A 22,987-nucleotide genomic window follows, 5' to 3' on the forward strand; every position below is an offset into this window, starting at 1 on the left:
AGGTAGGTGTTTTTCGATATAACCACTGGTTCATTAAGATAAGTCCATGTTTCAAATCAAAAAAAATCCCATGCATTCCATTAAAAAGATTGGCCTTGTTATTTTAGTGTTGCTTTTTATGCCAACCTTGTTAAGTGCACAGGTGCTTATTAAATATGTGCAACCCATGGGCGGAACTGCCTCGGCAACAACGGCATCGGCCATTAAGCATGGCTCGGTACTGGCCAATCATGCCAACACGATTCCTGCGGTTACCCTTCCATTTGCCATGACACAATGGTCTGCACAAACGCAGACATCAGAAAAAAAATGTGTAGCGCCCTACTATTATGGAGACAAATTTTTTAGTGGCATTAGGGGTTCGCATTGGCTAAGTGGTTCCTGTACACAGGATTATGGAAGTTTTACCATCATGCCAATCATGGGCAAGTTAAAAACCAGTGCTGCTGATTATCAGGCTGAATTTTCGCATGATGACGAATCTTCATCGCCAAGCGAGTATGGCATCAACCTTAAGCAATACGGTCTAAGCATGAGCGTAACCTCTTCCTTACGTTCATGTATCATGAAATTTAAGGCCAATAAAACCGATAGCCTTTATTTATTGGTTACGCCAAATAGTGATTTTAAGGAGGGTTATGTTAAAGTAGACAGGGAAAATGGAGAAATCACAGGATTCAATCCTGTACACAGGATTTATCAGGGCTGGGGAAAAAAGGCAGGTTTTAACGGTTATTTCGTCATTAAAATTAACAGGGCCTTAAAAACAGCTGGTACTTTTTCTGGTCCAAAGAAATTCTCTTCACTTACCATTCAAAATCAAGAGGCCATTGGTGCCTACCTGGGCTTTAAGGTTTCAAAAGGAGAGGAAATCAGTATCCGTGTAGGTACTTCCTTTACCAGTATAGCTGGTGCAAGGGCAAATCTGGCAAGCGAAATTCCAACATTCGATTACCAAAGTGTCTTGCTAAAAAGTAAGCATATCTGGGAAAATGAACTCTGTAAGGTTGGGATCACCTCGAAAGATGAAAAAGCTAAATACATATTTTATACTGGCCTATACCATGCCATGCAACAACCCAGGTTATACAATGATGTTGATGGCACCTATCCTCGATTTGCATCAAATTACATAAACAATAAGCTAAAAGAAGGCGATTATTACGATGATTTTTCTTTATGGGATACCTATAGGGCGCATCTTCCGCTCTTTGAGATCTTAAAACCTGCCCTAGCGGCCAATGTTACAAGATCATTGATATTGAAGGGAAAAGAGGGAGGGTGGTTGCCTATTTTCCCATGCTGGAATAGCTATACCTCAGAAATGATCGGAGATCATTGTACATCTGTAATTGCTTCTACCTATTTAAAGGGGATTGGCAAGTTTGATGTGGATGAAGCCTATAAATTGATGCGACAAAATGCCTTTGATAGCCCTCCCAGTTTTGAGGAATATGCCGAAGGAAAGGGCAGGAGAGCAATTAAGAGCTATTTAAAGTACGGTTATATACCTGTAGAAGATCAGGTTGCAGATGCATTTCACCAAAAAGAACAGGTAAGCAGAACTATGGAGTATGCCTACGATGATTATGCTCTGGCATTGGTTGCAAAAAAAATGGGAAAAGAAGCCGATTACCAAAAATTAGTTGAACGTTCGCTTTATTATAAAAATGTATTTGACTCAAAAGTTAATATGGTAAGGGGGCGTCATGAAAATGGCGATTGGGTAAGTCCATTCTTTAGCGATAAAAAGGAATATTACATTACAGAAGGTACGCCAAGACAATATACTTTTTACGTTCCTCATGATGTGCCAGGTTTAGCTAAACTCATGGGTGGGACTAAGCAATTAGAGAGTTCCTTGGATAGTCTTTTTGCCAAGGGTGAATATTGGCATGGCAATGAACCTGGCCATCAAATACCTTTCATGTATAATTTTACAAACTCGCCCTGGAAGGCACAAATTGAGGTGAGAAAAATTTTGGAAAGCGAATATACAAATGGCCCTGGAGGTTTGGGTGGAAATGACGACTCTGGTCAAATGTCTGCCTGGTATATGTTTGCATCTATGGGTTTTTATCCGCTTAATCCAGTTTCTGGCGAGTATTTGCTTTGTGCGCCAATTTTTGAAAAGGTTAAGCTTAGCTTAGCAGGAGGAAAGTTTTTTGAGATTATTACTCATCAAAAAAGTCCAAAATCTGTTTTTATTGCTTCGGTCTTATTAAATGGAAAGGTCTATCACAAGAATTACATTCGTTATGTAGATATCGTAAATGGAGGAAAACTAGAATTTACACTTCAAGATACGCCCGATAAAATTTGGGGCACAAAAACAGAAAATCAACCCAAAGGAATAAATTAGTTTAAAGAAAAAAAGAAACTTGGCCTGTACCACAACTCGCTGATCAGTGGTCAAGGCCAAGTTAAAAGTTTGTCTTAAAAGACGGTTATTATATTTAGTTCAACGGATGTTGAATTTTAACATCTTAAGTAAAGCATTAGATTATTTAAGTATTACCTTTTGATGATGAACCGCCTGGCTACAAAATTTTCGAAAAACTACCTATTTCAATCAATTCGTTCATAAAATGGTTCGTATTACGTAACGTTACTGAACCTGCAGCCCTTTAAGATATTTTAAAGGGCTGTTTTGTTTTTTGGGGATTTTAAAATCGTTAGATCGTGCAAATAAACACCGATTTTTGTTTCGAGCCAATGAAGGATTATCCTAATCCAGATCGAAGCCATGTTTGGCGTACGTGCATATGGAAGATGAGAAGCGGTGGTGTCAAGTTGCTTCGTTTAACACTTCCTATGGTTGAACCAAATCACCGTAATTATTTTTTGGGAGCAGTGAACGATACACTTGTCCTTTATGTTATCCGTTTGTTAATTCAATATAATGCTTTATCTTAGGGAGTTAATATTTACAGATGAGTTTGTTACGTGATGAGACTGATGAATTGCTGTTTGATCTTTTAAAAGATAGTAGTGAATCGGCTTTCACAGTACTTTATAATAGATACTGGGATAAGCTTCTTGAAGTGGCTTTTGTGAAACTACAAAGCCAAGAAGATGCTGAGGAAGCTGTACAACAGGTGTTTATTCAGATTTGGAACAGCCGCAAGCAAACTGTTATAAAATATTCTTTCAGAACCTATATATCGGCAGCATTAAAATATACCATTTATGCAAAATTTGCCGAAAGAAAGAAACGCAATGCCGTGCAATTTCAGGATTCGGTCATCGAAACATTGGCAGATGACAGTACTCGAAACTGGCTTCAGTTCTCGCAAGTTCGGGCAGAAATTGAAATACTTGTAGCGCAATTGCCAGAGAAGTGTAAAATGGTATATCGTTTGAGCCGAGAAGAAGGGCTTACAACAAAAGAGATTTCTAAAAATATGAGTATTTCTGAGAAAACTGTCGAGGGTCATATTACAAAAGCGCTAAAACATATTAAAAACAATCTATCTGTGCTGTTTTTTTAGTCTATTTTTTGAAATAGCAATAAAAAATTATTTTTTTTCATTTAGAGCAAGGGTATTTTAATAAATTACATACTATAGTTGTGTATTTTATGAAAAAACCTAAAGAACAGACTTTGCGAGTTGAAATCCTAGCAGAAAAACTGCTCAATAACACCATTACGACTGAAGAATTTAAGGAATTAGAGGCTTGGTATGCTGAAGTTTCGGAAAAGCCAGCTGTTTGGGATTTAACGGATGCAAATACTGTCTTGCTACAGCAACGAATATTTGATCCGATAAAAAATCATGTCTCAACTACCAGAGAAACACGTAAACTTTGGCAGTATATTTCTATTGCGGCCTCAATTCTTCTCATATGTAGTGCAGGGCTTTGGATTTGGCAGTCTGAAAATCAAAAAGACGATGTGATCGCAAAAATTCAAACATCAACCTCTGGTAAAATAATAAAAGTTTACCTGCCTGATCAATCTATTGTTTGGCTAAAAGGCAATAGCAGGTTGGATTATCCTTCGAAATTTAGTGACAGCACACGTAATGTTACCTTGCATGGCGAAGCCCTATTTGAAGTGGCGAAGGACAAGAGGCATCCATTTGTAATTCAAGCAGGCAAATATGTGACACGTGTATTAGGCACAAGTTTCAATATCAACGAAAATCAAATTAACAAGACATTTAGATTAACGGTTTTTACCGGAAAGGTAGCAGTATTTTCTTCGTCAGTTGATAGAAAGAACAAAACCACATCGCCTATCATTGTTACACCAGGTAATGAATTTGCAGTTTTAAATCCTTCAGTTACTCCACGTGTCATTGCCGCCCCATCTACTGAGAAGGCAGAGATGTTTTATGGAACTGAATACGACATGAACTTCGAAAACGTCGGATTTAATGAAGTAAAACAGCGTATTGAAAAAAAGTTCAATATATTAATTAATGCAGATAGCGATAAATACAGTTACTGTACAATTTCTGCTGATGTGACCGATCAGTCCCTTGAGTCGACGTTAAAGGTAATCTGCTCAGCACTGGACATCAAATATTCAATCAACAAAGACCAAATAACCCTTACAGGAGGAGGATGTAACTAAATGAGATAACTTTACCACTTAAAACGAGAACAGCAGGAGTGCTACGAACACCCTGCTGTAAAAATTCAAATAGCCAATTACTTACTATTAAAACAAAGCAAATGTACAATAAATTGTTCAAACGGCCAATCTATGCGCCAAACTTTGCACACCAAAACAGTTCTGCTCACTCAGTATCTGTTACAGGGAATATGTTCCCCATATTCATCAAAATTATGAAATTGTCTTTACTACAAATTCTGGGTATCGTAGTTGCTGTTCAATTGAGTTGGTCATCGCCTTTAAAGGCTCAGCTCACTGAAAAGCGTTTATCTATTGAGTTTTCCGACCAAAAACTAGAAAAGGTGCTAAAAAGCATTGCCACTAAGGCCCAATTTAGATTGGTTTATAACAATAGAATAAAGAATAGCGACTTAATAGTTTCGGGTAGTTATGACAATATTAAAGTTAAAGATCTTTTAGACCGTTTATTAAAATCAAATGATCTTACCTATGAGGTAATCAACGATCAGTTTGTTGTTGTAAAAACTCAAAATGAAAAAGACGAAATAGTGGCTGCTCAGCCTTCACCTGCATTAGAACCCTTAATCGAAAAACGTGATGGTTTTTTGGTGTCAGGAAAGGTAGTTGACGAAGTTGGACTACCAATGGTTGGTGTTTCTATAAGGGTTAAAAATGGAATACAAGTAGCTACTACTAACAATCAAGGAGGCTTTTCTATTGGCATTTCTGCACCTAATTCTATTTTAGAGTTTACTTTTATTGGTTATGGAACGGTCAATGTCACCGTAAATTCAACTACGTCGAACTTAAGCATAAAGATGAAGCCAGATCCAGGCAAACTAGATGAAGTGTTGGTTATCGGCTATGGAACAACTACCAGGAGAATAAGCACAGGTTCTCAAGCAGGAATTACTGCAAAAGATATCGAAAAGCAACCTGTTACCAATGCGCTTCAAGCTTTACAAGGTAGACTGCCGGGTGTTACTGTTACACAAACCAATGGATTGCCTGGTGCAGGAATAAATGTTCAGGTTCGTGGTGCCAATTCTATCGGAAAAAGCAATCGTCCTTTATATATCATTGATGGAGTACCTTTTCTCTCTGAGCCAATTAATCAGGCATCTTCTACCACTGCTGTACTTCCATCGGCAGAGGGGAGTACAAGTCCGTTGAATACAATCAACCCAGCTGACATCGAAAACATAGAGGTATTGAAGGATGCCGATGCAACAGCCATTTACGGTTCACGTGGTGCAAATGGAGTTGTGCTTATTACCACCAAAAAAGGGAAAGCTGGTAAAACCAAATTCAGTGTAAATGCTTCATCTGGAGCATCTGAAGTTACCCGTTCTGTTGAGATGTTAGGAACTGAACAATATTTGGCCTTACGAAGAAAAGGCTTTGCTAATTTAACCACAAACCCAACCACACCGAATGCTACCAATGCACCAGATCTAATAGTGTGGGATCAAAATGCAAATACAGATTGGAATAAAGAACTATTGGGAAATACCGCTAGAACACATGATGTAACTGCAAATATCTCTGGTGGTGATAATAGAACAAGTTTTTATGTGAGTGGAACTTATCATAAGGAAGGAAATATCTATCCAGGTGAGCAAAGTTATCAACGTGGAGGAGTGAATGTAAATCTTAATCATTCATCGTTGAATCAGCGTTTTACAATGGGGCTTTCGGCAATTTATTCTACGGATAAGAATAACATTTCTTCAACAGAATTGGCAAACTATGCCTATAATCTCCCGCCAAACTATCCGATATACAATGCAAATGGAAGCTTATATTGGGTCTCGGGCCTGAATAATCCATATGGGTTTCTTTATCAAACCAATGATAACCGCACATCAAATCTGTTAAGTAGTTTAAACTTAAAGTATACCATCTTAAAAGGATTAGATATCAAATCAACCTTTGGTTATAGTAAAACGGATATGAAACAGGTAACCTTAAGACCCTTAACTTCATTAAGTACAGCATTCTCTACCCCAACCACTGGTACATCTGCTTTTTCATATACTTATGCTAACAACTATATCATTGAGCCACAAATTACCTATAATACCAAGATTTGGGTTGGCGAATTGAATCTGCTTGCGGCTGGTACCTATCAATCAAAATTTTCCGAGCAACCATATTATACTAGTGCGCAAGGATTTGCCTCCGATGATTTCTTGAGGAATGTATCTCAGGCTACCACTGTAAGTACAAGTAGTTCATCTCGAGAGTATAAATATGCATCGATCTTTGGGCGCATTAATTACAATGTAGCAAATAAGTATATCTTAAACTTAAACTTTCGTAGAGATGGGTCTTCAAGGTTCGGGCCAAATAAAAAGTTCGGTAACTTCGGTTCTGTTGGTGCTGCGTGGGTTTTCTCTGAAGAAGATTTCATCAAGAATAAAACAAGCTGGTTTAGTTTTGGAAAATTGCGTGGTAGTTATGGTGTGGTTGGAAGTGATGAAATTGGCGATTATCAATATTTAGAATCCTTCACGGCTTCTACTGCAGTATACAATGGTTCATCAAGTTTGGTTCCATCTAGAATTGCCAATAATGATTTTCAATGGGAAAGCACTAAAAAGTTTGAACTCGGTTTAGAACTTGGTTTTTTCAATGATCGATTATCGTTAACAGCTTCTTACTACAACAACAGATCGAGTAATCAACTAATTACCTATCCGCTGAGTTCCCAAACCGGTTTTACTGGCTATCAAAGTAATTTGCCAGCTACCGTTCAAAATTCTGGAGTGGAACTTTCACTTACCAGTACCAATATTAAGGGTAAAAACTTTAATTGGACCACTACTTTCAATATCAGTAGAAACGAAAATAAACTGCTTTCATTTCCAAATATAGAGAAGACTTCCTATTATACTACGTACTTGGTTGGTCAGCCAATCAGCTTACTAACAGCTTATCAGTTTTTAGGCATTGATCCTGCAACTAATCTTCCGGCATTTGCCGATCTAAATGGGACAGGCGGAACAGCAACACCAACAACGGGTTTGGCAGCCATTGGGCGTGGGGATAGATATGTTGTAGGCACTGCGTATCCAAAGTTTTTTGGAGGTTTAAGCAACAGCATCTCTTATAAAGGAATAAGTCTTGATTTTACCTTTCAGTTTGTTAAACAAAAGGGCAGAAATTTAGCTGCATCTACTTTTTATCCCCCGGGATACATGTATAATGCCGCTGCGAGTGTAATGAATGACTATTTAGCTTTGGGTTCTCAAGATTATTTGGTAACTGCTGGGACTAGTGGTAACGGAAGAGTTGCTAACCTTGGTTACGTTTATTGGACTGGTTCTGACGCAAATATTGTTGACGCCTCATTTATCAGGATGAAAAATGTGAGTTTATCTTATTCACTTCCTGCCAAATGGCTTTCAAAGATTCATGCGGATAACATTAGGGTGTTCGCACAAGGTCAGAACCTATTTACCATTACGGGTTATAAGGGGATAGATCCAGAATCGCAAGGAGTTGTTACTCCACCATTACGCACTATTGTTGCCGGTTTACAATTAACTTTTTAATCTTCGAAATCATGTCAAAATCAATAAATAAAATACTATTGGGATGTGTGGTATTGCTATTTGCTGCATGTGAAAAGACGGTAGAAATAGATCCACCATTGAATGAGATCACCACCGCTCAGGTTTTTTCTACAGATAAATTAGCCACCAGTGCCATGGCAGGCGTGTATACAGGGCTAGCATCTACAACTACACAAAATAATGTAAATACGGTTTACTCTTCGCTATATGCTGATGACCTTGCTTACCTTGCCGTAAATCCAACATACTTGGAAGTGGCTAATAATTCTTATTCTGCTTTGAGTACTTTTCAAGGCACTATATTTTCAGAATGGTACAGTGTTATTTACAGGGCCAATTCTGTAATCGAAGGTCTTCAGAAATACGAAGGTACATCAGCACAGGTTAAAAAACAACTAACAGCAGAATCTAAAGTGATCAGGGCCTATTGTTACTTTAATTTGATCAATACTTTTGGTGATGTTCCTCTTGTGCTTACAACTGATGTAACTATTTCTGCACTACAGCCAAAGGAAACAGTTGCAACTATTTACAAACAAATTATTGCTGATTTATCTGAAGGAAAAGCAAACCTCCTAGATAACTATTCGGCATCATCTAACACACGCCTGGGTGTAAATAAATTTGTTGCTACGGCACTTTTGGCTAGAACTTATTTATTTACCGGCGATTATGCTGCCGCTGAAAGCAATGCATCTGAAGTAATTACCGCGTCTAATTTGTTTAGCATTATTCCTGCCGCAACGATGACTACTGGGGTTTGGACAAAAAATAACCCAGAAAGTATTTGGCAAATGTCCTCACCAATAGCTATCACAAATCAATACACCGTTGAGGCTGGTACCTTTTTAGCTACGGTAACTACAAGTCCACAATTTGAGATTAGAAGTTCACTTTTGCAACAGTTTGATTCGAACGATTTGAGACGTAAAAATTGGATGAGAACCTATGGTACGGGTATTAATGCAAGAGTTTTACCTTACAAATATAAGTATGCTACCAATGCTGAAGCGGTGACTGCAGGTGTGATAGAAGGTCCAACAGTTTTGCGTTTGGCAGAGCAATATTTGATCCGGGCAGAGGCTAGAGCAAGAATTGGGACAAACATTACTGGAGCACGTACTGATATGAATGTTATCCGTACAAGAGCTGAGGCGACAGTAAGTATCACAACTGATCCCGCTGTATTGCTTCAAGAGATTTTGTTGGAAACAAGAAAAGAATTCTTTTGTGAACAAACTCACCGATGGTTTAACATTAAAAGGCTTGGGCAGGCGGATGCCATATTAACAGCATTAAAACCAGGTTATAAACCAACTTCAAAATTACTTCCAATACCAACGGCCAATATTGATGCCAACCCTAACCTAATACAAAATCCAGGTTACTAAACAGAAATGAAGAATAAAATATATCAGGTTAACACCAAGCTTAGAGGCTTGGTGTTGGCTACCGCTTTGCTTACAATTTCAGTAGCGTCTTGTAGCATTATCAAAAAGAAAAAGAAAGTTGCACCAGTAAATGCAACTACAGCTGTCGCAAAACCAAAAGTTGATACGGTTAAAAATGCACTTAAGCCCTACGATGAAATTATTACCGCCAAGGCAGTAACTCAAAAAGGTTTATTTACCGTGCATAAGTTAAATGATAAGTACTTTTTTGAGATCTCTAATCAGTTGCTAAAAAAAGAAATCTTAGCCGTTAACCGATTGAGCAAGTCTACTCCAGGTGCGGGCAACTATGGTGGAGAGGAAGTAAGTTCGCATATTGTGTATTGGGAACTTGGGCCAAATAACAAATTGTTTTTAAAAGTTTCTGCGACGGTAAGTATAGCCGATTCTACCGATATGATTTCAAAAGCGGTAGCAAGTTCAAACCTGAATCCAATTTTGGCTGCCTTTCCAATCAAAGCCAAAAGCAAGGATTCTTCTGGAGTAGTTATTGATGTTACCGATTTTCTAATCAGTGAAAACCCACTATTGTCGTTCGACGCAAATAATAAAAAATCTTATGGTTTGGCTGCGCAGATGGCAGATCGTTCTTACATCGAAAGTGTAAAAAGTTTCCCAATCAATACAGAAGTGAAAAGCATTAGAACTTATATGGCTGTTGGAGGTAATCTTCCCGCTGCAAGCGAAGCCGGTGCCATTACTTTAGGTATGAACACTTCGTTTTTGAAGTTGCCAGAAAATCCATTGAGAAAACGGATTTATGACCCAAGGGTTGGTTTTTTTGCCAGTGTGAATGTTAAGTATGCGGATAATCAACAAAAAGTACAGCAAGAAGCTTTCATCCACCGTTGGAGATTGGAGCCTAAAGAAGAAGATCTCGAAAAGTTTAGAAAAGGCGAACTCGTAGAGCCTAAAAAACAAATTGTCTATTATATCGATCCGGCAACGCCAAAACAGTGGCGTCAATATTTAATCGCTGGTGTTAACGATTGGCAGAAAGCCTTTGAACAAGCTGGTTTCAAAAATGCGATTGTGGGCAAGGAGTGGCCGGAGGCAGATAGCACCATGAGTTTAGATGATGCCCGCTTTTCGGTGATCCGTTATTTTGCTTCGGCAACGCAAAATGCTTATGGACCTAACATAGCCGATCCACGTACGGGTGAGATTTTAGAAAGCCACATCGGTTGGTACCACAACGTGATGAATTTGGTGCATCGCTGGTATATGATCCAAGCGGGAGCAATTGATCCGCGTGCACGCAAGAACAAATTTGACGAAGAATTAATGGGGCAATTGATTCGTTTTGTTTCTTCACATGAAATTGGACATACCCTTGGACTCCGTCATAACATGGGTGCGAGCAGCACTGTTCCTGTAGAAAAATTGCGTGATAAGAAATGGGTTGAAGCACATGGGCACACGCCATCAATTATGGATTATGCACGTTTCAATTATGTGGCTCAACCAGAAGACGGGATTAGTGAAAAAGGAATTTTCCCTAGAATTAACGATTACGATAAATGGGCAATTCAATGGGGATATAAACCCATTTTAGACACGCGGGATGCCCAAGAAGATAAAAAGATTTTAAATAAAATAACCATTGATAGTTTAGCTTCCAATAAAAGGCTTTGGTTTGGAGGTGAGGGTAGGGATCAAGATCCTCGGTCGCAAGCAGAAGATTTGGGCGATGATGGAATTAAGGCAAGTCTCTATGGAATTAAAAACCTAAAAAGAATTGTTCCTCAATTAATTAATTGGACAAGGGAGGACGGGGAAGATTATTCATCTCTTAAAGAAATGTATAAAGAAGCCGTAGGTCAGTATAGCCGCTATGCTTTTCATGTACTGAAAAATTTGGGTGGCGTAATGGTAACAGAAAAAACCTACGATCAGCCAGGCGCTGTTTACCAAGCAGTAAGTTTGCAGAAACAGAAAGAAGCAATCAAATTCTATAATGAGCAGGTTTTTGCCACTCCAAAATGGCTAATGAACAAGGATATTATTAACAAAATTGATCCATTGTTTGGCTTTAATGATGTGCAAAGTGTACAAAGAGAAGTTGTAGCCTCGATTACTTCTCAAAGCAGACTATACAGAATGATGGTAAACCAACGTGATAACGGAAAGGGAGCCTATTCGCCAACAGAATGGCTTAATGACTTAAAGAATGGCATTTTTACCGAGTTAATTACTGGTAAGGCAACCGATGAATACCGCAGAGCCTTACAAAAAATGTATGTGGGGAGTATCATTACCATGTATAATAAACGCTTTGCGCTGCAAGGCTCATTAGATAATATCATAGCATCGGTTACACCTACCGAAGTATTGCTTTATTCTAATGTTAAATCTCTTGCTTTTGCGCATTTGAAGGATCTGCGCAGATCTATTGGTAATGGCATTGCCAAAACGAAAGATCAAGATACCAAGATCCACTTCGAATACCTTAAACAAATGTTGGATAAGATTTTAACAGAATCTCCAATTCCAGGATTGAACTATTAAGCTAAAGAAAAACGATGAAAATTTCAAGATACCATTTATTAAGTTTGCTGTTTTGGTGCTTGTCCTTTCAGGCAAATGCACTGCAAACTGCAACGTTTATTGGCAAGATTGAGGGTTTGGGAAGGGGGAAAATTTACCTCTCATATACTTTAGCAGGATTGACAACTATTGATTCTGCCTTATCAAATGATGATAAATTTTCGCTGACCAAAACATTTAAAGAACCTGTTTTGTGTACATTATCCAATTCGTTAAATAAACAAATCAGGATTCTTGTAGCAGAAAATAATGCCATTTCGATCACTGGTAAATTAAATACGTTTTACGGTTTGAAAATAACCGGATCCATAGAAAACGACGTTTACACTTCTTTCCGAGAGTCTATTTCGGCCTTGCCAGGTAGACCAAAACGGACTGGCGATGAAATGAAGGATAAAGCAATTTTAGCTGCTTATATAGCGCAAAATAAGCTATTGAAAGATAGCGTGTTGGCCATTTTGTTGAAACGTTATCCGAATAATATTTCGTCTGCTATCTCAATTTTTGATCAGTATGTGACCTATCCCGATAGGAAACGTGCTATTGAAGGTTATTCGCAATTATCAGGCAAAGTAAAAACCTCGTCGTTTGGGAAACGCATTAAGATTTTTATCGATGCGGATCAACTGACCAACATTGGGGCAACTGCGGCCGATTTTAGCTTGAAAGATCAGTTTGGGAAATCAGTTTCACTGAGCAGTTTCAAAGGGAAATATGTATTAATAGATTTCTGGGCCAGTTGGTGCATGCCGTGTAGGAAAGAAAATCCAAATCTGATGATGGCTTATCAGCATTACAAAAGTAGAGGATTTGAAGTTGTAGGATTATCCATGGATGCCTCGAAAGAAAACTGGCTTTTAGCGGTTAAGCAAGATGGCTTGACTTGGCAACAGTTAAATGATGCTGAATCAACGAGTGGTAAGGTAGCCGAGATGTACGGTGTAAAAAGTTTGCCAGCCAATTTTTTAGTAGACAGAAATGGAGTTATCATAGCAAGAAACTTGCGTGGTAACGAGCTCGAAAAAAAGCTAGAAATGCTTTTCAAATAATGAAGGTTAATTAGTTAATAGTTACGAAAACGCAGTTGGTGGATGCCGCTGCGTTTTTATTTTCCGATGCTCTTTCCTAATTATAAAATACGAATTCTAAAAAATAACATGAAAAAATATATCTTATTCGCAGTTATCTTATTGCTAAAAGTTCAGCTTCTAGCAAATACTAAAGCCCTATCTTCTAATACCGACACAGTATTGATTTTAAAAAATGCAAATGTTTTAAACGCTGAGGGCACAAAATTTCTAAAAGGTAAAGATATTACTATACGCGGTGGTAAAATTGTTAAAATTGGACGATCGTCAAAGCTTATTGCTGGTGCAAAGATCATGGATTTGGCCGGAAAATATATTGTTCCTGGATTAATTGATGCCCACGTTCACGTTACTGCTAAGTATAAAAATAATCTTGAAAATACGTTTAAGGATTTAAATTACTACCTCCGTCACGGAATTACATCTGTAAGAGATGCTGCTGGCGACGGAGAGGCACTTCTCAAAGCGCAAACTGCCATCCGAAAAGGTGAAAGAAGTGGTGCTGATGTATTTTTTGCATCATTTATGGCGGGTGATTGGTACTATAACCGAGGTCAGAATATTAGAAAGGAGCCCTATACACCATGGGAACAGCGTTTGATTCCTGGTGATGATTTAGATAAAGCGATGGCTGAGGCAAAAGCCTGTGGGGCAACTGGTGTAAAACTTTACCATTCTTTTGATAAAGTTTTTTTGAAAGAAATTGTACGTGCCGCAAAGCGAAATGGGCTAAAAGTTTGGGGGCACGTGATGATGTATCCTGCCAAGCCAATTGAAGTTGCAGCGGCAGGAGTGGAAGTGCTGTCTCATGTTTCTATGTTGGAGGTAATGAGGACAGATACACTATTTAATCGAAGAACTACCCCTATGGCTTATAAAGACAGTATAATCGCGAATATTGATATTGTTCCATTTTGCAAAATGATGAAAAAAAGGGGCGCTATTTTAGATGCTACGCTTTGCGTTTCTGGAGAACGAGATCCTTGGGTGTTTCCCTTATTGAAGCGTGTTCATGAACAAGGTGTAATGATTGATGCCGGCACTGATCAAATTGTGGATTTGAAAAGGGAGTTTCCACGCTTGATTGATGAGCTCGGTTATTTTGTTGAAAAGTGTGGATTTACTCCTGCGGAGGCACTTTATTCAGCAACACAAATATCGGCAGACGTAATTGGACAAAAGAAAAACCGTGGGAGTATTGAATTAGGTAAGAGGGCAGATTTATTAATCTTGGAAAGCAATCCTTTATTGGATATTAACTCCCTGCAAAATATCCAAACAGTTATTCAGCATGGCAAGATTGTTGACAGATAGTTAGAAAGGATTACCCATTATGATTCAGTATTTGTTGATAATTTTAGATTATTATACTCACCCAGGATTTATGGCTGAAGTTAAAAGGCTTCTCTATCGCAGCATATTTTTCTTTTAGCTGGTCAATTTTTTCACTTTTGCATCTGATCGTAATGCGATCAAACGAATCAATATCGAAAAGGCAAAACATATTATTTCGTGCATAAAAGACTAGAATTGCTTTCGAGTTTTTGAAGAAACCACTAAAGGGCATTCCTTCAGCAGCCTGCTCAAATGACAGACAAAACTCATCAGGAACAAGGCAGTAGGGCAGAACCGATAAAGAAAGGTGACGTGGTAAATATTCCAGAAAATGTATCACATTGGCACGGCGCATCGGCTACGACCAAAATGGTTCACATTGCCATTACCAATTTCAAGGATGAGACACAGGTAATGTGGTTACATCCTGTATCTAACGAAGAATACAATGAAATAAGAGGCTAAGACCACGATAAATAAGCTTTGGTTTGTGATATTTCAAATCAAGAAAAGTATGCTTACATTATTCTAAAGGATTTCGTCAATTTTTGCAATTCTCATAAGGTCATCAAGAAGGTTTCTAGAAAAATACACAGTCTCGAGAGCAGATTAAAAGCCTTACAGCAATGTAAGGCTTTTTTGTTTTTAAAGGTTTATGATGAACTGTCTTATGATGTAATAGCGATGAAAATGAATTTGCACAGGTCATTTTCTTGACGCTGACTTACGGTTTTTAAATAGCCAGAATTGGGATAGTTCGTATTTAACTTTATATTCGTTGTATTTCACATCCCATTAGGCTTTAAAAATTTCTGCCCAAATACAAAACCAATGAAATTTATAAGAACAGTTTTTTTATACTGCTTCAGTTTATTATTCATAAATATTTCTGTTGCCCAGCAAAGCAGCAGCTTCAGTAATTCGAAGCAGGATAAGAATGAAATCAAGACATATACTACTAAAGACGGCCTTCCATCCAGAAACACTACTGCAACACTACGTGATAAAAGAGGCTTTATTTGGGTAGGAACCGAAAATGGCTTATGTCGTTTTGATGGCTATGCGTTTAAGGTTTTTTCGAATAAACTGGGTGATACCACCTCGCTCACTAATAATTTTGTTAATGCCATAGTTGAAGATCGTACTGGAAAAATCTGGGTTGCCACGATGGATGGACTTAATTTATTAGATCCGCTAACAGAAACATTCACTAGGTTTTTGCATAACGACAAACGTCCAAATTCATTAAGTAATAATAAGGTGTGGTCTGTTTTGTGTGATAGAGCTGGCGCAGTATGGGTAGGGACTGATGATGGGTTTAATCAATTTATACCTAACCGAAAAGAATTTTTATCATTTAAGCCTAATTCATCTAAAAGTGGAAGTATGATGGGTAAGTCAGTAAATTCTATCATTGAAGATGATAAGGGAGATTTATGGCTGGGAAATTGGAGTGCAGGCCTTAATCGCTTTGATAAGAAAAAAAGAACTTTTACAAATTATTCACAATACCAAAAACCTGGATTTAAAAATCCAAATGATGTGTGGGCCTTGTCTTATGCATCTGATGGTAGCATTTGGGTTGGTACCTATTGGGATGGTCTTTTTAGTTTTAATCCGAAAACAAATCAATTTACAAAAATAACAATACCAGATCAAGAAAATTATTCAGTTTTCAGCATTTTAGTAGCTAGTAAAGATCTTTTATTAGTAGGTGGTAATAACGGTTTTTATTGGCATAATACACTTACAAAAACCTGGGAAAAGATTAAGGATTTACAAAATTACTCTTATTGTGATGCTTATAAGGACAAGGATGGGATTATATGGATCAATGCGATAAATGGGTTAAGAAAGATAGATCATCAACAATATAAGTTTAATTTAAATGAACTCCTGTTGGGTAACCGTGAAATCAAAAGTATGGTTATCCTCGATTCAGTTGTATGGCTGGGAACAAACAATGGGCTTTTTAAGATCGATAAACACTCTGGTAGGTTAACTACTTTTACTAAAAATAGAAATCCTAATAGTTTAACCAGTAATGAGATACTGAAAATTTACATGGATAGTAAAAAGATTTTATGGGTGCTTACAGAAAATGGCTTTGATAGTTATGATGAAAAAAACAATCAGTTTAAACATCATTACCATCATTCTGCTATTGGTAACTTATTTAATGAAGATGTATTTAGGGATATACTTGAAATAGAAAGTGGTATTTATGTTTTAGCAACAGATGCAGGGCTCAAAATTTACGACAGCAATAAGAACCAATTTAAACACTATTATAACCAGCCTAAAAATCCTTCTTCCATAAATAACAATCACACTTATGCTTTGGCTAAAGCACCAGATGGAAAGATTTGGGTTGGAACGTATGGTGGAGGGGTAAATATTTTCGATAGGAAGACGGGCCGTTTCAGTTCTATAGAGGCCGCAGAAAGTGGTAGTAAAGGATTAAGCAGTAATATTGTTAAAGCTATCTTCACCGATTCGAAAGAAAATATATGGGTATGTACCCCAGATGGTTTAAATAAGTATGTTTCAAACGAAAAGCGTTTTCATATTTATGCTAAAATGAATGGCTTTTCGAGTAATGTGTTTAATGATATAGCCGAAGATGCGAATGGTAAAATTTGGTTGACCACTGAAAATGGGATATCAAGTTTAGACCCCATTACTAACAAAGTAAGAAATTTTGATGAGGCAGATGGGGTAGCAGTCAATTCCATTATTAAAAGCAATGGAAAATTAATTTACGTTGCCGGAAATAAAGGTTATTTTTCTTTTGATCCGCACCAACTGAGGTTCAATAAAGTGGCACCACCGGTTTACTTTACTGATTTTCAGTTATTCAATAAATCAGTATTACCAAATGTAGAAGGGCCGCTGAAGGAAAACCTAAATATTGCAAAACAAATTACCTTAAAATATGATCAAAGTGTTTTCTCTTTAGAGTTTGTGGCACTTAATTACGCCTACCCTTGGAAAAATGGTTATGCCTATAAATTGGTGGGTTTTGATAAAAAGTGGAATTATGTAGGTAACCAACGAAAGGCCACTTATACCAACTTAAATCCAGGAACTTACCAGTTTCTAGTGAAGGCATCTAACAACGATGGTGTGTGGAATGATGCTGGAACTTCCATTATCATCAAGATTAATCCACCATGGTATTTGAGTTGGTGGGCTTACCTTATCTATGCTGTGGCTATTGGTCTGAGTGCCTATTTATATGTTTCATATAAGAGAAAACAAGATGAACTTAAGTATGAAATTAAGGTTGCGCATATAGAAAGTGAAAAGGAAAAAGAACTTAATGAGCGAAAACTATCTTTTTTCACCAATATTTCCCATGAATTTAGAACACCACTTACGCTAATCATCAACCCTGTTAAAGAACTGCTTTATCAAGACGATAAAAACCTTGATACGAGCAGTATGAATATCGTTTACAGAAATGCTAAGCGATTATTAAGCCTGGTTGATCAGTTATTACTCTTTAGAAAAGCAGATTCCCAAGGTGATACCTTAAAGGCATCTAATTTGAATATTGTAAGTTTAGTTAAGGAGGTTTTTTTGTGTTTCTCTCACCAAGCTCGTAGCAAAGCAATCAATTATGAGTTTGTTTCCAGGGTAGATCATATAACTGTATTGGCAGATCGAGAGAAGCTAGAAATAGCCATGTTTAATCTCTTATCCAATGCTTTTAAATTTACGCCAGACAGTGGGGCTATTACTGTTAACATCACAGAAACTGATGATAGCGTAGACATTTTAATTACAGATACGGGCTGTGGCATTCGTGAAGATTTAAAGGAGAAGATTTTTAATAGGTTTTACCAAGAGGCAGATCAACATAGGTCGGCTGTAAGCGGGTTTGGCATAGGGCTTTACCTTGTTAAAAACTTTATAGAAATGCATGGTGGTTCGGTTAAGTGTCAAAATAATGAGGGAGATGGCACATCGTTTACCATACAACTATTGAAAGGAAGCGAACATATCAATCCGGCGTTTGTCATTGAGGATCAGCAGGAAAGCTCTACCTTTCTTAAGGAACTTAATCAAGATGATTTAATAACCGAGCCAAGCAAGAAAAGGGAAGTTGTGTTAAGTGATATGCTTGCCCAAGAGAAAAAATCTATCCTGATTATCGATGACAACGAGGAGATAGCTAATTACTTGAGTGAGGTATTTGCACAGCAATATCAAATTTATCAAGCCAGAGACGGTGAAAGTGGATTGGCTATCATTCGAGAGTTTTTACCTGATGTTGTAATAAGCGATGTAATGATGCAGGGGATGGGAGGAATTGAACTTTGTAGTATAGTGAAAGAAGATGAATCCATTTGTCATATTCCAGTGGTGTTATTAACCGCAAGTACCTCAGCAGAAATTAAGCTAAAAGGTGTGGAGAGCGGAGCTGATGATTACATTAGCAAGCCTTTCGATAAAGAACTGCTGATGGCTAGAATTGGAGGGATACTGAAAAACAAAAATAGCTTACAGAAATATTTTTATAGCGAGATTACACTCAATCCCAATAGGTCAAAAATCTCATCAGAGTACAAGGATTTTTTAAGAAGTTGTATTCATATTGTAGAACGTAACATTGAGGATCCCAATTTTAACATCAAAATGTTGGCAGAAGAAATTGGAATGTCTAGGGCAAACCTCTTCAATAAAATTAAATATATTTCTGGGCATTCATCAAATAGCTTCATCCGGTTTATTAGATTAAGGAAGGCAGCAGAGATTTTTATTAGCAGCGATAAGACAATACAGGAAACCATGTATATGGTTGGCATGAGTGATATCAAATATTTTAGGGAACAGTTTAAGAAAGTGTTTGAAATGAATCCATCAGATTACATCAAGAAATACAGGAAAAATTTCACAAATAATAGCTCGCTTGATCAGGATCTAAAAAAGAAGAAAAATTAAGCTTTGTCTGATTATTCTATTCAACTAATTAAAAGTTTAAACTAGCAACTGAATACCATAATGAGGGTCTTTTCTTAAAAATGGCTAATAATGCACATTTGTGTGTTTTTTGACCCTCTAATATTAGCTGTTTCCCCCCTTTGTTTTTGTTTGCTTTGGTACAATTTAGCAATGTTTTCAATTTAAGTTTTATCTACCCATTGGCCAAAGACAAGGAATAAGGTTAGCATAAAGCGAAAACAACTAAAAATTAAATAACCAAATATAAATCAAATGAGAAAAGTTTTACAGAACAAATCTGTTCTATTTTGCCGTGTGGCAAAACGAACGCTGCTCATTGTATCACTCGCCAGCGTTTCGTTATTATTAACAGAAACCGCTAAAGCGTCTGTACATTCTAGCACCACAAATTCATTATCAACCAAGGATGAAATTACAGTTAGTGGAACTGTTTATGATGAAAAAGGAGGGATACTTCCCGGTGTTAGTGTATCAGTTAAAGGCACTAACGTAGTAACCCAAACCAATAGTGAAGGTAAATACACTATTAAAGTTGCCGATGAGAATGCCGTGTTGGTATTTTCATATTTGGGATTTGTTAGCACTGAAGTTCCCACAAGAGGCAAGACAAACGTAAATGCCCAGCTAACATCTGATTCTAAAACCCTTAATGAACTCATCGTTGTAGGTTATGGTTCACAGAAAAAAGCAACACTTGCAGGTTCGGTTTCGCAAGTTAAGGGAGCAGATCTTGTTAAAAGTCCACAACCCAACCTTTCTAATTCACTTGCAGGTAGATTCTCAGGAGTAGTGATCAACAATCGCGGTGGAGAACCAGGCTATGATGGTTCAGGTATCTTGATTAGAGGCTTATCTACCAATACCAATAACAGCGTGCTCGTTGTGGTAGATGGTATACCCGGACAATTAGGTGGTCTAGAACGTATCGATCCAAATGATGTAGAAAGTATTTCTGTATTAAAGGACGCTTCCGCTGCCATATATGGTAACCGTGCTGCAAATGGAGTAATTTTAATAACCACTAAAAGAGGAAAAATCGGTAAGCCAACAGTAAGTTACAGTTTCAATCAAGGTTTTAGTATGCCAACTAGGTTGCCAGAAATGGCCGATGCAGCTACCTATGCGCAGATCATGAACGAGATTAACTTTGATTCGAATCCTAATGGAGGATTGAACCAGGCTTATTCTGCTGCGCAAATCCAAAAGTTTAGGGATGGCTCAGATCCATTGCTTTTTCCCAATACCGATTGGATAAAGGAGACGCTTAAGGATGTTGCATTGCAAAACCAACATAGCCTTTCTGTTAGCGGTGGTACCGAAGATGTGAAATATTTTGTTTCGCTGGGAAAATTATACCAAGATGCGATATATAAAAATGCCGCAACAAAGTATAACCAATATAATTTTAGGTCTAATATAGATGCCAATATTTCTAAACGTTTAAAAGTAGGATTAGGCATCTCTGGCAGACAAGAAGATAGGGTATTCCCAACCGTAGGGGCAGGTGGTATATTTAGGTCTATTTATCGTGCAAAACCAATTGTGGGCGCCTATTATCCAAACGGGCTACCAACCACCGGAATTGAGAATAATAATCCAGCTGTTCAAGTTACCGACGCAGGTGGAACGAATCGCAACCCAACTCAAGTATTGAATGCCATATTAAAAGGTAGCTATCAAATACCTGGAATAGAAGGATTGTCTGTAGATGGGTTTTTCTCTTTAGATAAAACCTATGGTTTTTCTAAGAACTTTAACAAACCTTATAATCTATTTAATTACGATCAAGCATCAGCAACATATAATACGGTGGTAGTGGGTGGCAGTAACAATAGAGCTACCCTATATGAATCGCATAGTAACCAATCGCTAATTACCTCAAACATTAAACTTAATTACGACAAACGTTTTGGAAAACATAATGTAAATGCCTTTGTGGGTTATGAGCAAAGTGCCAACCACTACGAATTTTTTGATGCACAGCGATTGAACTATATCTCAACAACGCTTCCAGAACTCTCTCAAGGCGGTACTGCTGCTACCGATTTTAGGAACTCCGGCTATAGCACAAACTACAAGAGAAGAAGTTATTTAGCAAAAGTAACTTATAACTTCGATGAGAAGTACATTTTTGAAGGTCAATTTCGTGCAGATGGTTCATCATTATTCCCATCAGCAAAACGTTACGGATATTTCCCTTCTGCCTTAGCTGCTTGGAGAATTAGCCAAGAGAAATGGTTTGCAAACAACGTTAAGTTTATAAACGATTTAAAAATAAGAGCATCTTATGGTTCATTGGGTAGCGATTTAATTAATGGCTTCCAATATTTTGACAATTATGTTTTGGTAAGTAATGGTTTTGTGGCAAGTGTACCGGGTAGCGGAACCAACATTATCCAGTCTAACCTTAATTTAGTAAAATTGGCCAACCCTGTTGTAACGTGGGAAGCAGCTAAGAAACTTGATTTTGGTTTAAATGCTGTATTCCTCAAAAACTTCACCTTGGAAGCCATTTATTTCCAGCAGAAAAGAACAGATATTTTGATGACCAGAAACGCATCAATTCCAGCAACTTCGGGTATTGTTAATCCTTATGGTTCTGATGCATTGGTACCTGCCGAGAATATTGGTAAGATCAACAGCAAGGGCTTTGAAGGTACCTTAGGCTATAATCATACTGGTAATAGCTTTAATTGGGGTGCATCTGGTAATATCACTTTTGCAAAAAGCAAGGTGGTGTATGTTGATGAAGCCGTTGGAACTTTAGACTATCAAAGGGTAACAGGTAGGCCATTGGGAACCTATCAGTTGTACAATGCCATCGGAATTTTCCGCACTGCAGCAGAGTTAAACAGCTATCCTCATGTTACAGGCGCAAAAGTAGGCGATCTGAAATATGAAGATTTTAATGGCGATGGAAAGATTGATTTCAAAGATCAAACCCGTACAAAATATGGTAACATACCACAGATTACCTATGGTTTTAGCTTAAATGCTTCTTATCATCAATTTGATGTTTCTGTGCTTTTTGCAGGTCAAGCAAGGGTTAGTCAATATGTATTACCAGAATCAGGAAGTGTAGGAAATTATTACAGTAGCTGGGCAGATAATCGTTTCAGTCCTACTAATACAGCAGGTACCTACCCAAGGGTTTCAGAACGTGCATCAAATGCAATTAGTGGAGGTTCCTATAACAATACATTTTGGCTAAACAATGCTGCTTTTTTAAGATTGAAAAATGTAGAGCTAGGTTATAACTTCAAGTCTAACCTACTTCAAAGAGCAAAAATTTCCAACCTAAGACTTTATGCAAGTGCCTATAATCTTTTCACTATCACAAAGGTTAAGGACTACGATCCTGAAGGAGATAGTGGAAGTGGTCAATTTTACCCACAACAGAAAATCATTAACATTGGGGCAAACGTTAAATTTTAATCA

General features: G+C 37.5%; 12 protein-coding genes. 11 read left to right on the forward strand and 1 reads right to left on the reverse strand.

Going from position 1 to position 22,987, the window contains the following annotated elements; all coding sequences use genetic code 11:
• Positions 1–70: 70 nt before the first annotated feature.
• The 8 genes from EZ428_RS19680 (at position 71) to EZ428_RS19715 (ending at position 14,560) form a co-directional block, all read left to right on the forward strand.
• Entirely contained in the window at positions 71–2,362 is a 2,292-nt protein-coding gene (locus tag EZ428_RS19680; RefSeq protein WP_225871106.1) for a GH92 family glycosyl hydrolase, read from the forward strand.
• Between the two features lie 571 nt (positions 2,363–2,933).
• Positions 2,934–3,491, forward strand: coding sequence for an RNA polymerase sigma factor (locus EZ428_RS19685; protein ID WP_131554923.1), 558 nt, complete (start codon positions 2,934–2,936; stop codon positions 3,489–3,491).
• An 89-nt stretch (positions 3,492–3,580) separates the two neighbouring features.
• The gene (locus EZ428_RS19690; RefSeq protein ID WP_131554924.1) at positions 3,581–4,579 is read left to right on the forward strand and encodes a FecR family protein; all 999 of its coding nucleotides are present in this window, start codon (positions 3,581–3,583) and stop codon (positions 4,577–4,579) included.
• A gap of 101 nt (positions 4,580–4,680) precedes the next feature.
• Entirely contained in the window at positions 4,681–8,139 is a 3,459-nt protein-coding gene (locus EZ428_RS19695; protein ID WP_131554925.1) for a SusC/RagA family TonB-linked outer membrane protein, read from the forward strand.
• A gap of 11 nt (positions 8,140–8,150) precedes the next feature.
• Positions 8,151–9,551 carry a RagB/SusD family nutrient uptake outer membrane protein gene (locus EZ428_RS19700; protein ID WP_131554926.1) on the forward strand — a complete coding sequence of 467 codons (1,401 nt, stop codon included), beginning with the start codon at positions 8,151–8,153 and terminating at the stop codon, positions 9,549–9,551.
• 6 nt (positions 9,552–9,557) lie between these two features.
• Positions 9,558–12,119, forward strand: a complete 2,562-nt coding sequence (locus EZ428_RS19705) for a zinc-dependent metalloprotease (protein WP_131554927.1) — start codon at positions 9,558–9,560, stop codon at positions 12,117–12,119.
• A gap of 14 nt (positions 12,120–12,133) precedes the next feature.
• On the forward strand, positions 12,134–13,207 hold the full coding sequence (locus tag EZ428_RS19710; RefSeq protein WP_131554928.1) for a TlpA disulfide reductase family protein: 1,074 nt from the start codon (positions 12,134–12,136) through the stop codon (positions 13,205–13,207).
• A gap of 108 nt (positions 13,208–13,315) precedes the next feature.
• Complete coding sequence (locus tag EZ428_RS19715; RefSeq protein ID WP_165501836.1) at positions 13,316–14,560, forward strand: amidohydrolase family protein; 1,245 nt, start codon at positions 13,316–13,318, stop codon at positions 14,558–14,560.
• Between the two features lie 43 nt (positions 14,561–14,603).
• On the opposite strand, the gene EZ428_RS24390 is transcribed toward EZ428_RS19715, so the two are convergent.
• Positions 14,604–14,936: an MmcQ/YjbR family DNA-binding protein gene (locus tag EZ428_RS24390; protein WP_131554930.1), complete on the reverse strand. Its 333-nt coding sequence runs from the start codon at positions 14,934–14,936 to the stop codon at positions 14,604–14,606.
• On the opposite strand from EZ428_RS24390, the gene EZ428_RS24035 reads away from it, so the two are divergent.
• From EZ428_RS24035 to EZ428_RS19730, 3 genes are all read left to right on the forward strand, one after another.
• Positions 14,834–15,046: a cupin domain-containing protein gene (locus tag EZ428_RS24035; RefSeq protein WP_165501838.1), complete on the forward strand. Its 213-nt coding sequence runs from the start codon at positions 14,834–14,836 to the stop codon at positions 15,044–15,046. The genes EZ428_RS24390 and EZ428_RS24035 overlap by 103 nt on opposite strands.
• 366 nt (positions 15,047–15,412) lie before the next feature.
• On the forward strand, positions 15,413–19,528 hold the full coding sequence (locus tag EZ428_RS19725; protein ID WP_131554931.1) for a hybrid sensor histidine kinase/response regulator transcription factor: 4,116 nt from the start codon (positions 15,413–15,415) through the stop codon (positions 19,526–19,528).
• A gap of 273 nt (positions 19,529–19,801) precedes the next feature.
• Positions 19,802–22,984, forward strand: a complete 3,183-nt coding sequence (locus tag EZ428_RS19730; protein WP_131554932.1) for a SusC/RagA family TonB-linked outer membrane protein — start codon at positions 19,802–19,804, stop codon at positions 22,982–22,984.
• Positions 22,985–22,987: the final 3 nt, after the last annotated feature.

It is taken from the genome of Pedobacter frigiditerrae, assembly GCF_004331645.1.
Lineage (GTDB): Bacteria > Bacteroidota > Bacteroidia > Sphingobacteriales > Sphingobacteriaceae > Pedobacter > Pedobacter frigiditerrae.

Coding starts and splice junctions, on each gene's coding strand:
- EZ428_RS19690 (WP_131554924.1), top strand. CDS start 3,581: ATGAAAAAACCTAAAGAACAGACTTTGCGAGTTGAAATCCTAGCAGAA.
- EZ428_RS24390 (WP_131554930.1), bottom strand. CDS start 14,936: ATGCGCCGTGCCAATGTGATACATTTTCTGGAATATTTACCACGTCAC.
- EZ428_RS19725 (WP_131554931.1), top strand. CDS start 15,413: ATGAAATTTATAAGAACAGTTTTTTTATACTGCTTCAGTTTATTATTC.
- EZ428_RS19715 (WP_165501836.1), top strand. CDS start 13,316: ATGAAAAAATATATCTTATTCGCAGTTATCTTATTGCTAAAAGTTCAG.
- EZ428_RS24035 (WP_165501838.1), top strand. CDS start 14,834: ATGACAGACAAAACTCATCAGGAACAAGGCAGTAGGGCAGAACCGATA.
- EZ428_RS19705 (WP_131554927.1), top strand. CDS start 9,558: ATGAAGAATAAAATATATCAGGTTAACACCAAGCTTAGAGGCTTGGTG.
- EZ428_RS19695 (WP_131554925.1), top strand. CDS start 4,681: ATGTACAATAAATTGTTCAAACGGCCAATCTATGCGCCAAACTTTGCA.
- EZ428_RS19730 (WP_131554932.1), top strand. CDS start 19,802: ATGAGAAAAGTTTTACAGAACAAATCTGTTCTATTTTGCCGTGTGGCA.
- EZ428_RS19700 (WP_131554926.1), top strand. CDS start 8,151: ATGTCAAAATCAATAAATAAAATACTATTGGGATGTGTGGTATTGCTA.
- EZ428_RS19685 (WP_131554923.1), top strand. CDS start 2,934: ATGAGTTTGTTACGTGATGAGACTGATGAATTGCTGTTTGATCTTTTA.
- EZ428_RS19680 (WP_225871106.1), top strand. CDS start 71: ATGCATTCCATTAAAAAGATTGGCCTTGTTATTTTAGTGTTGCTTTTT.
- EZ428_RS19710 (WP_131554928.1), top strand. CDS start 12,134: ATGAAAATTTCAAGATACCATTTATTAAGTTTGCTGTTTTGGTGCTTG.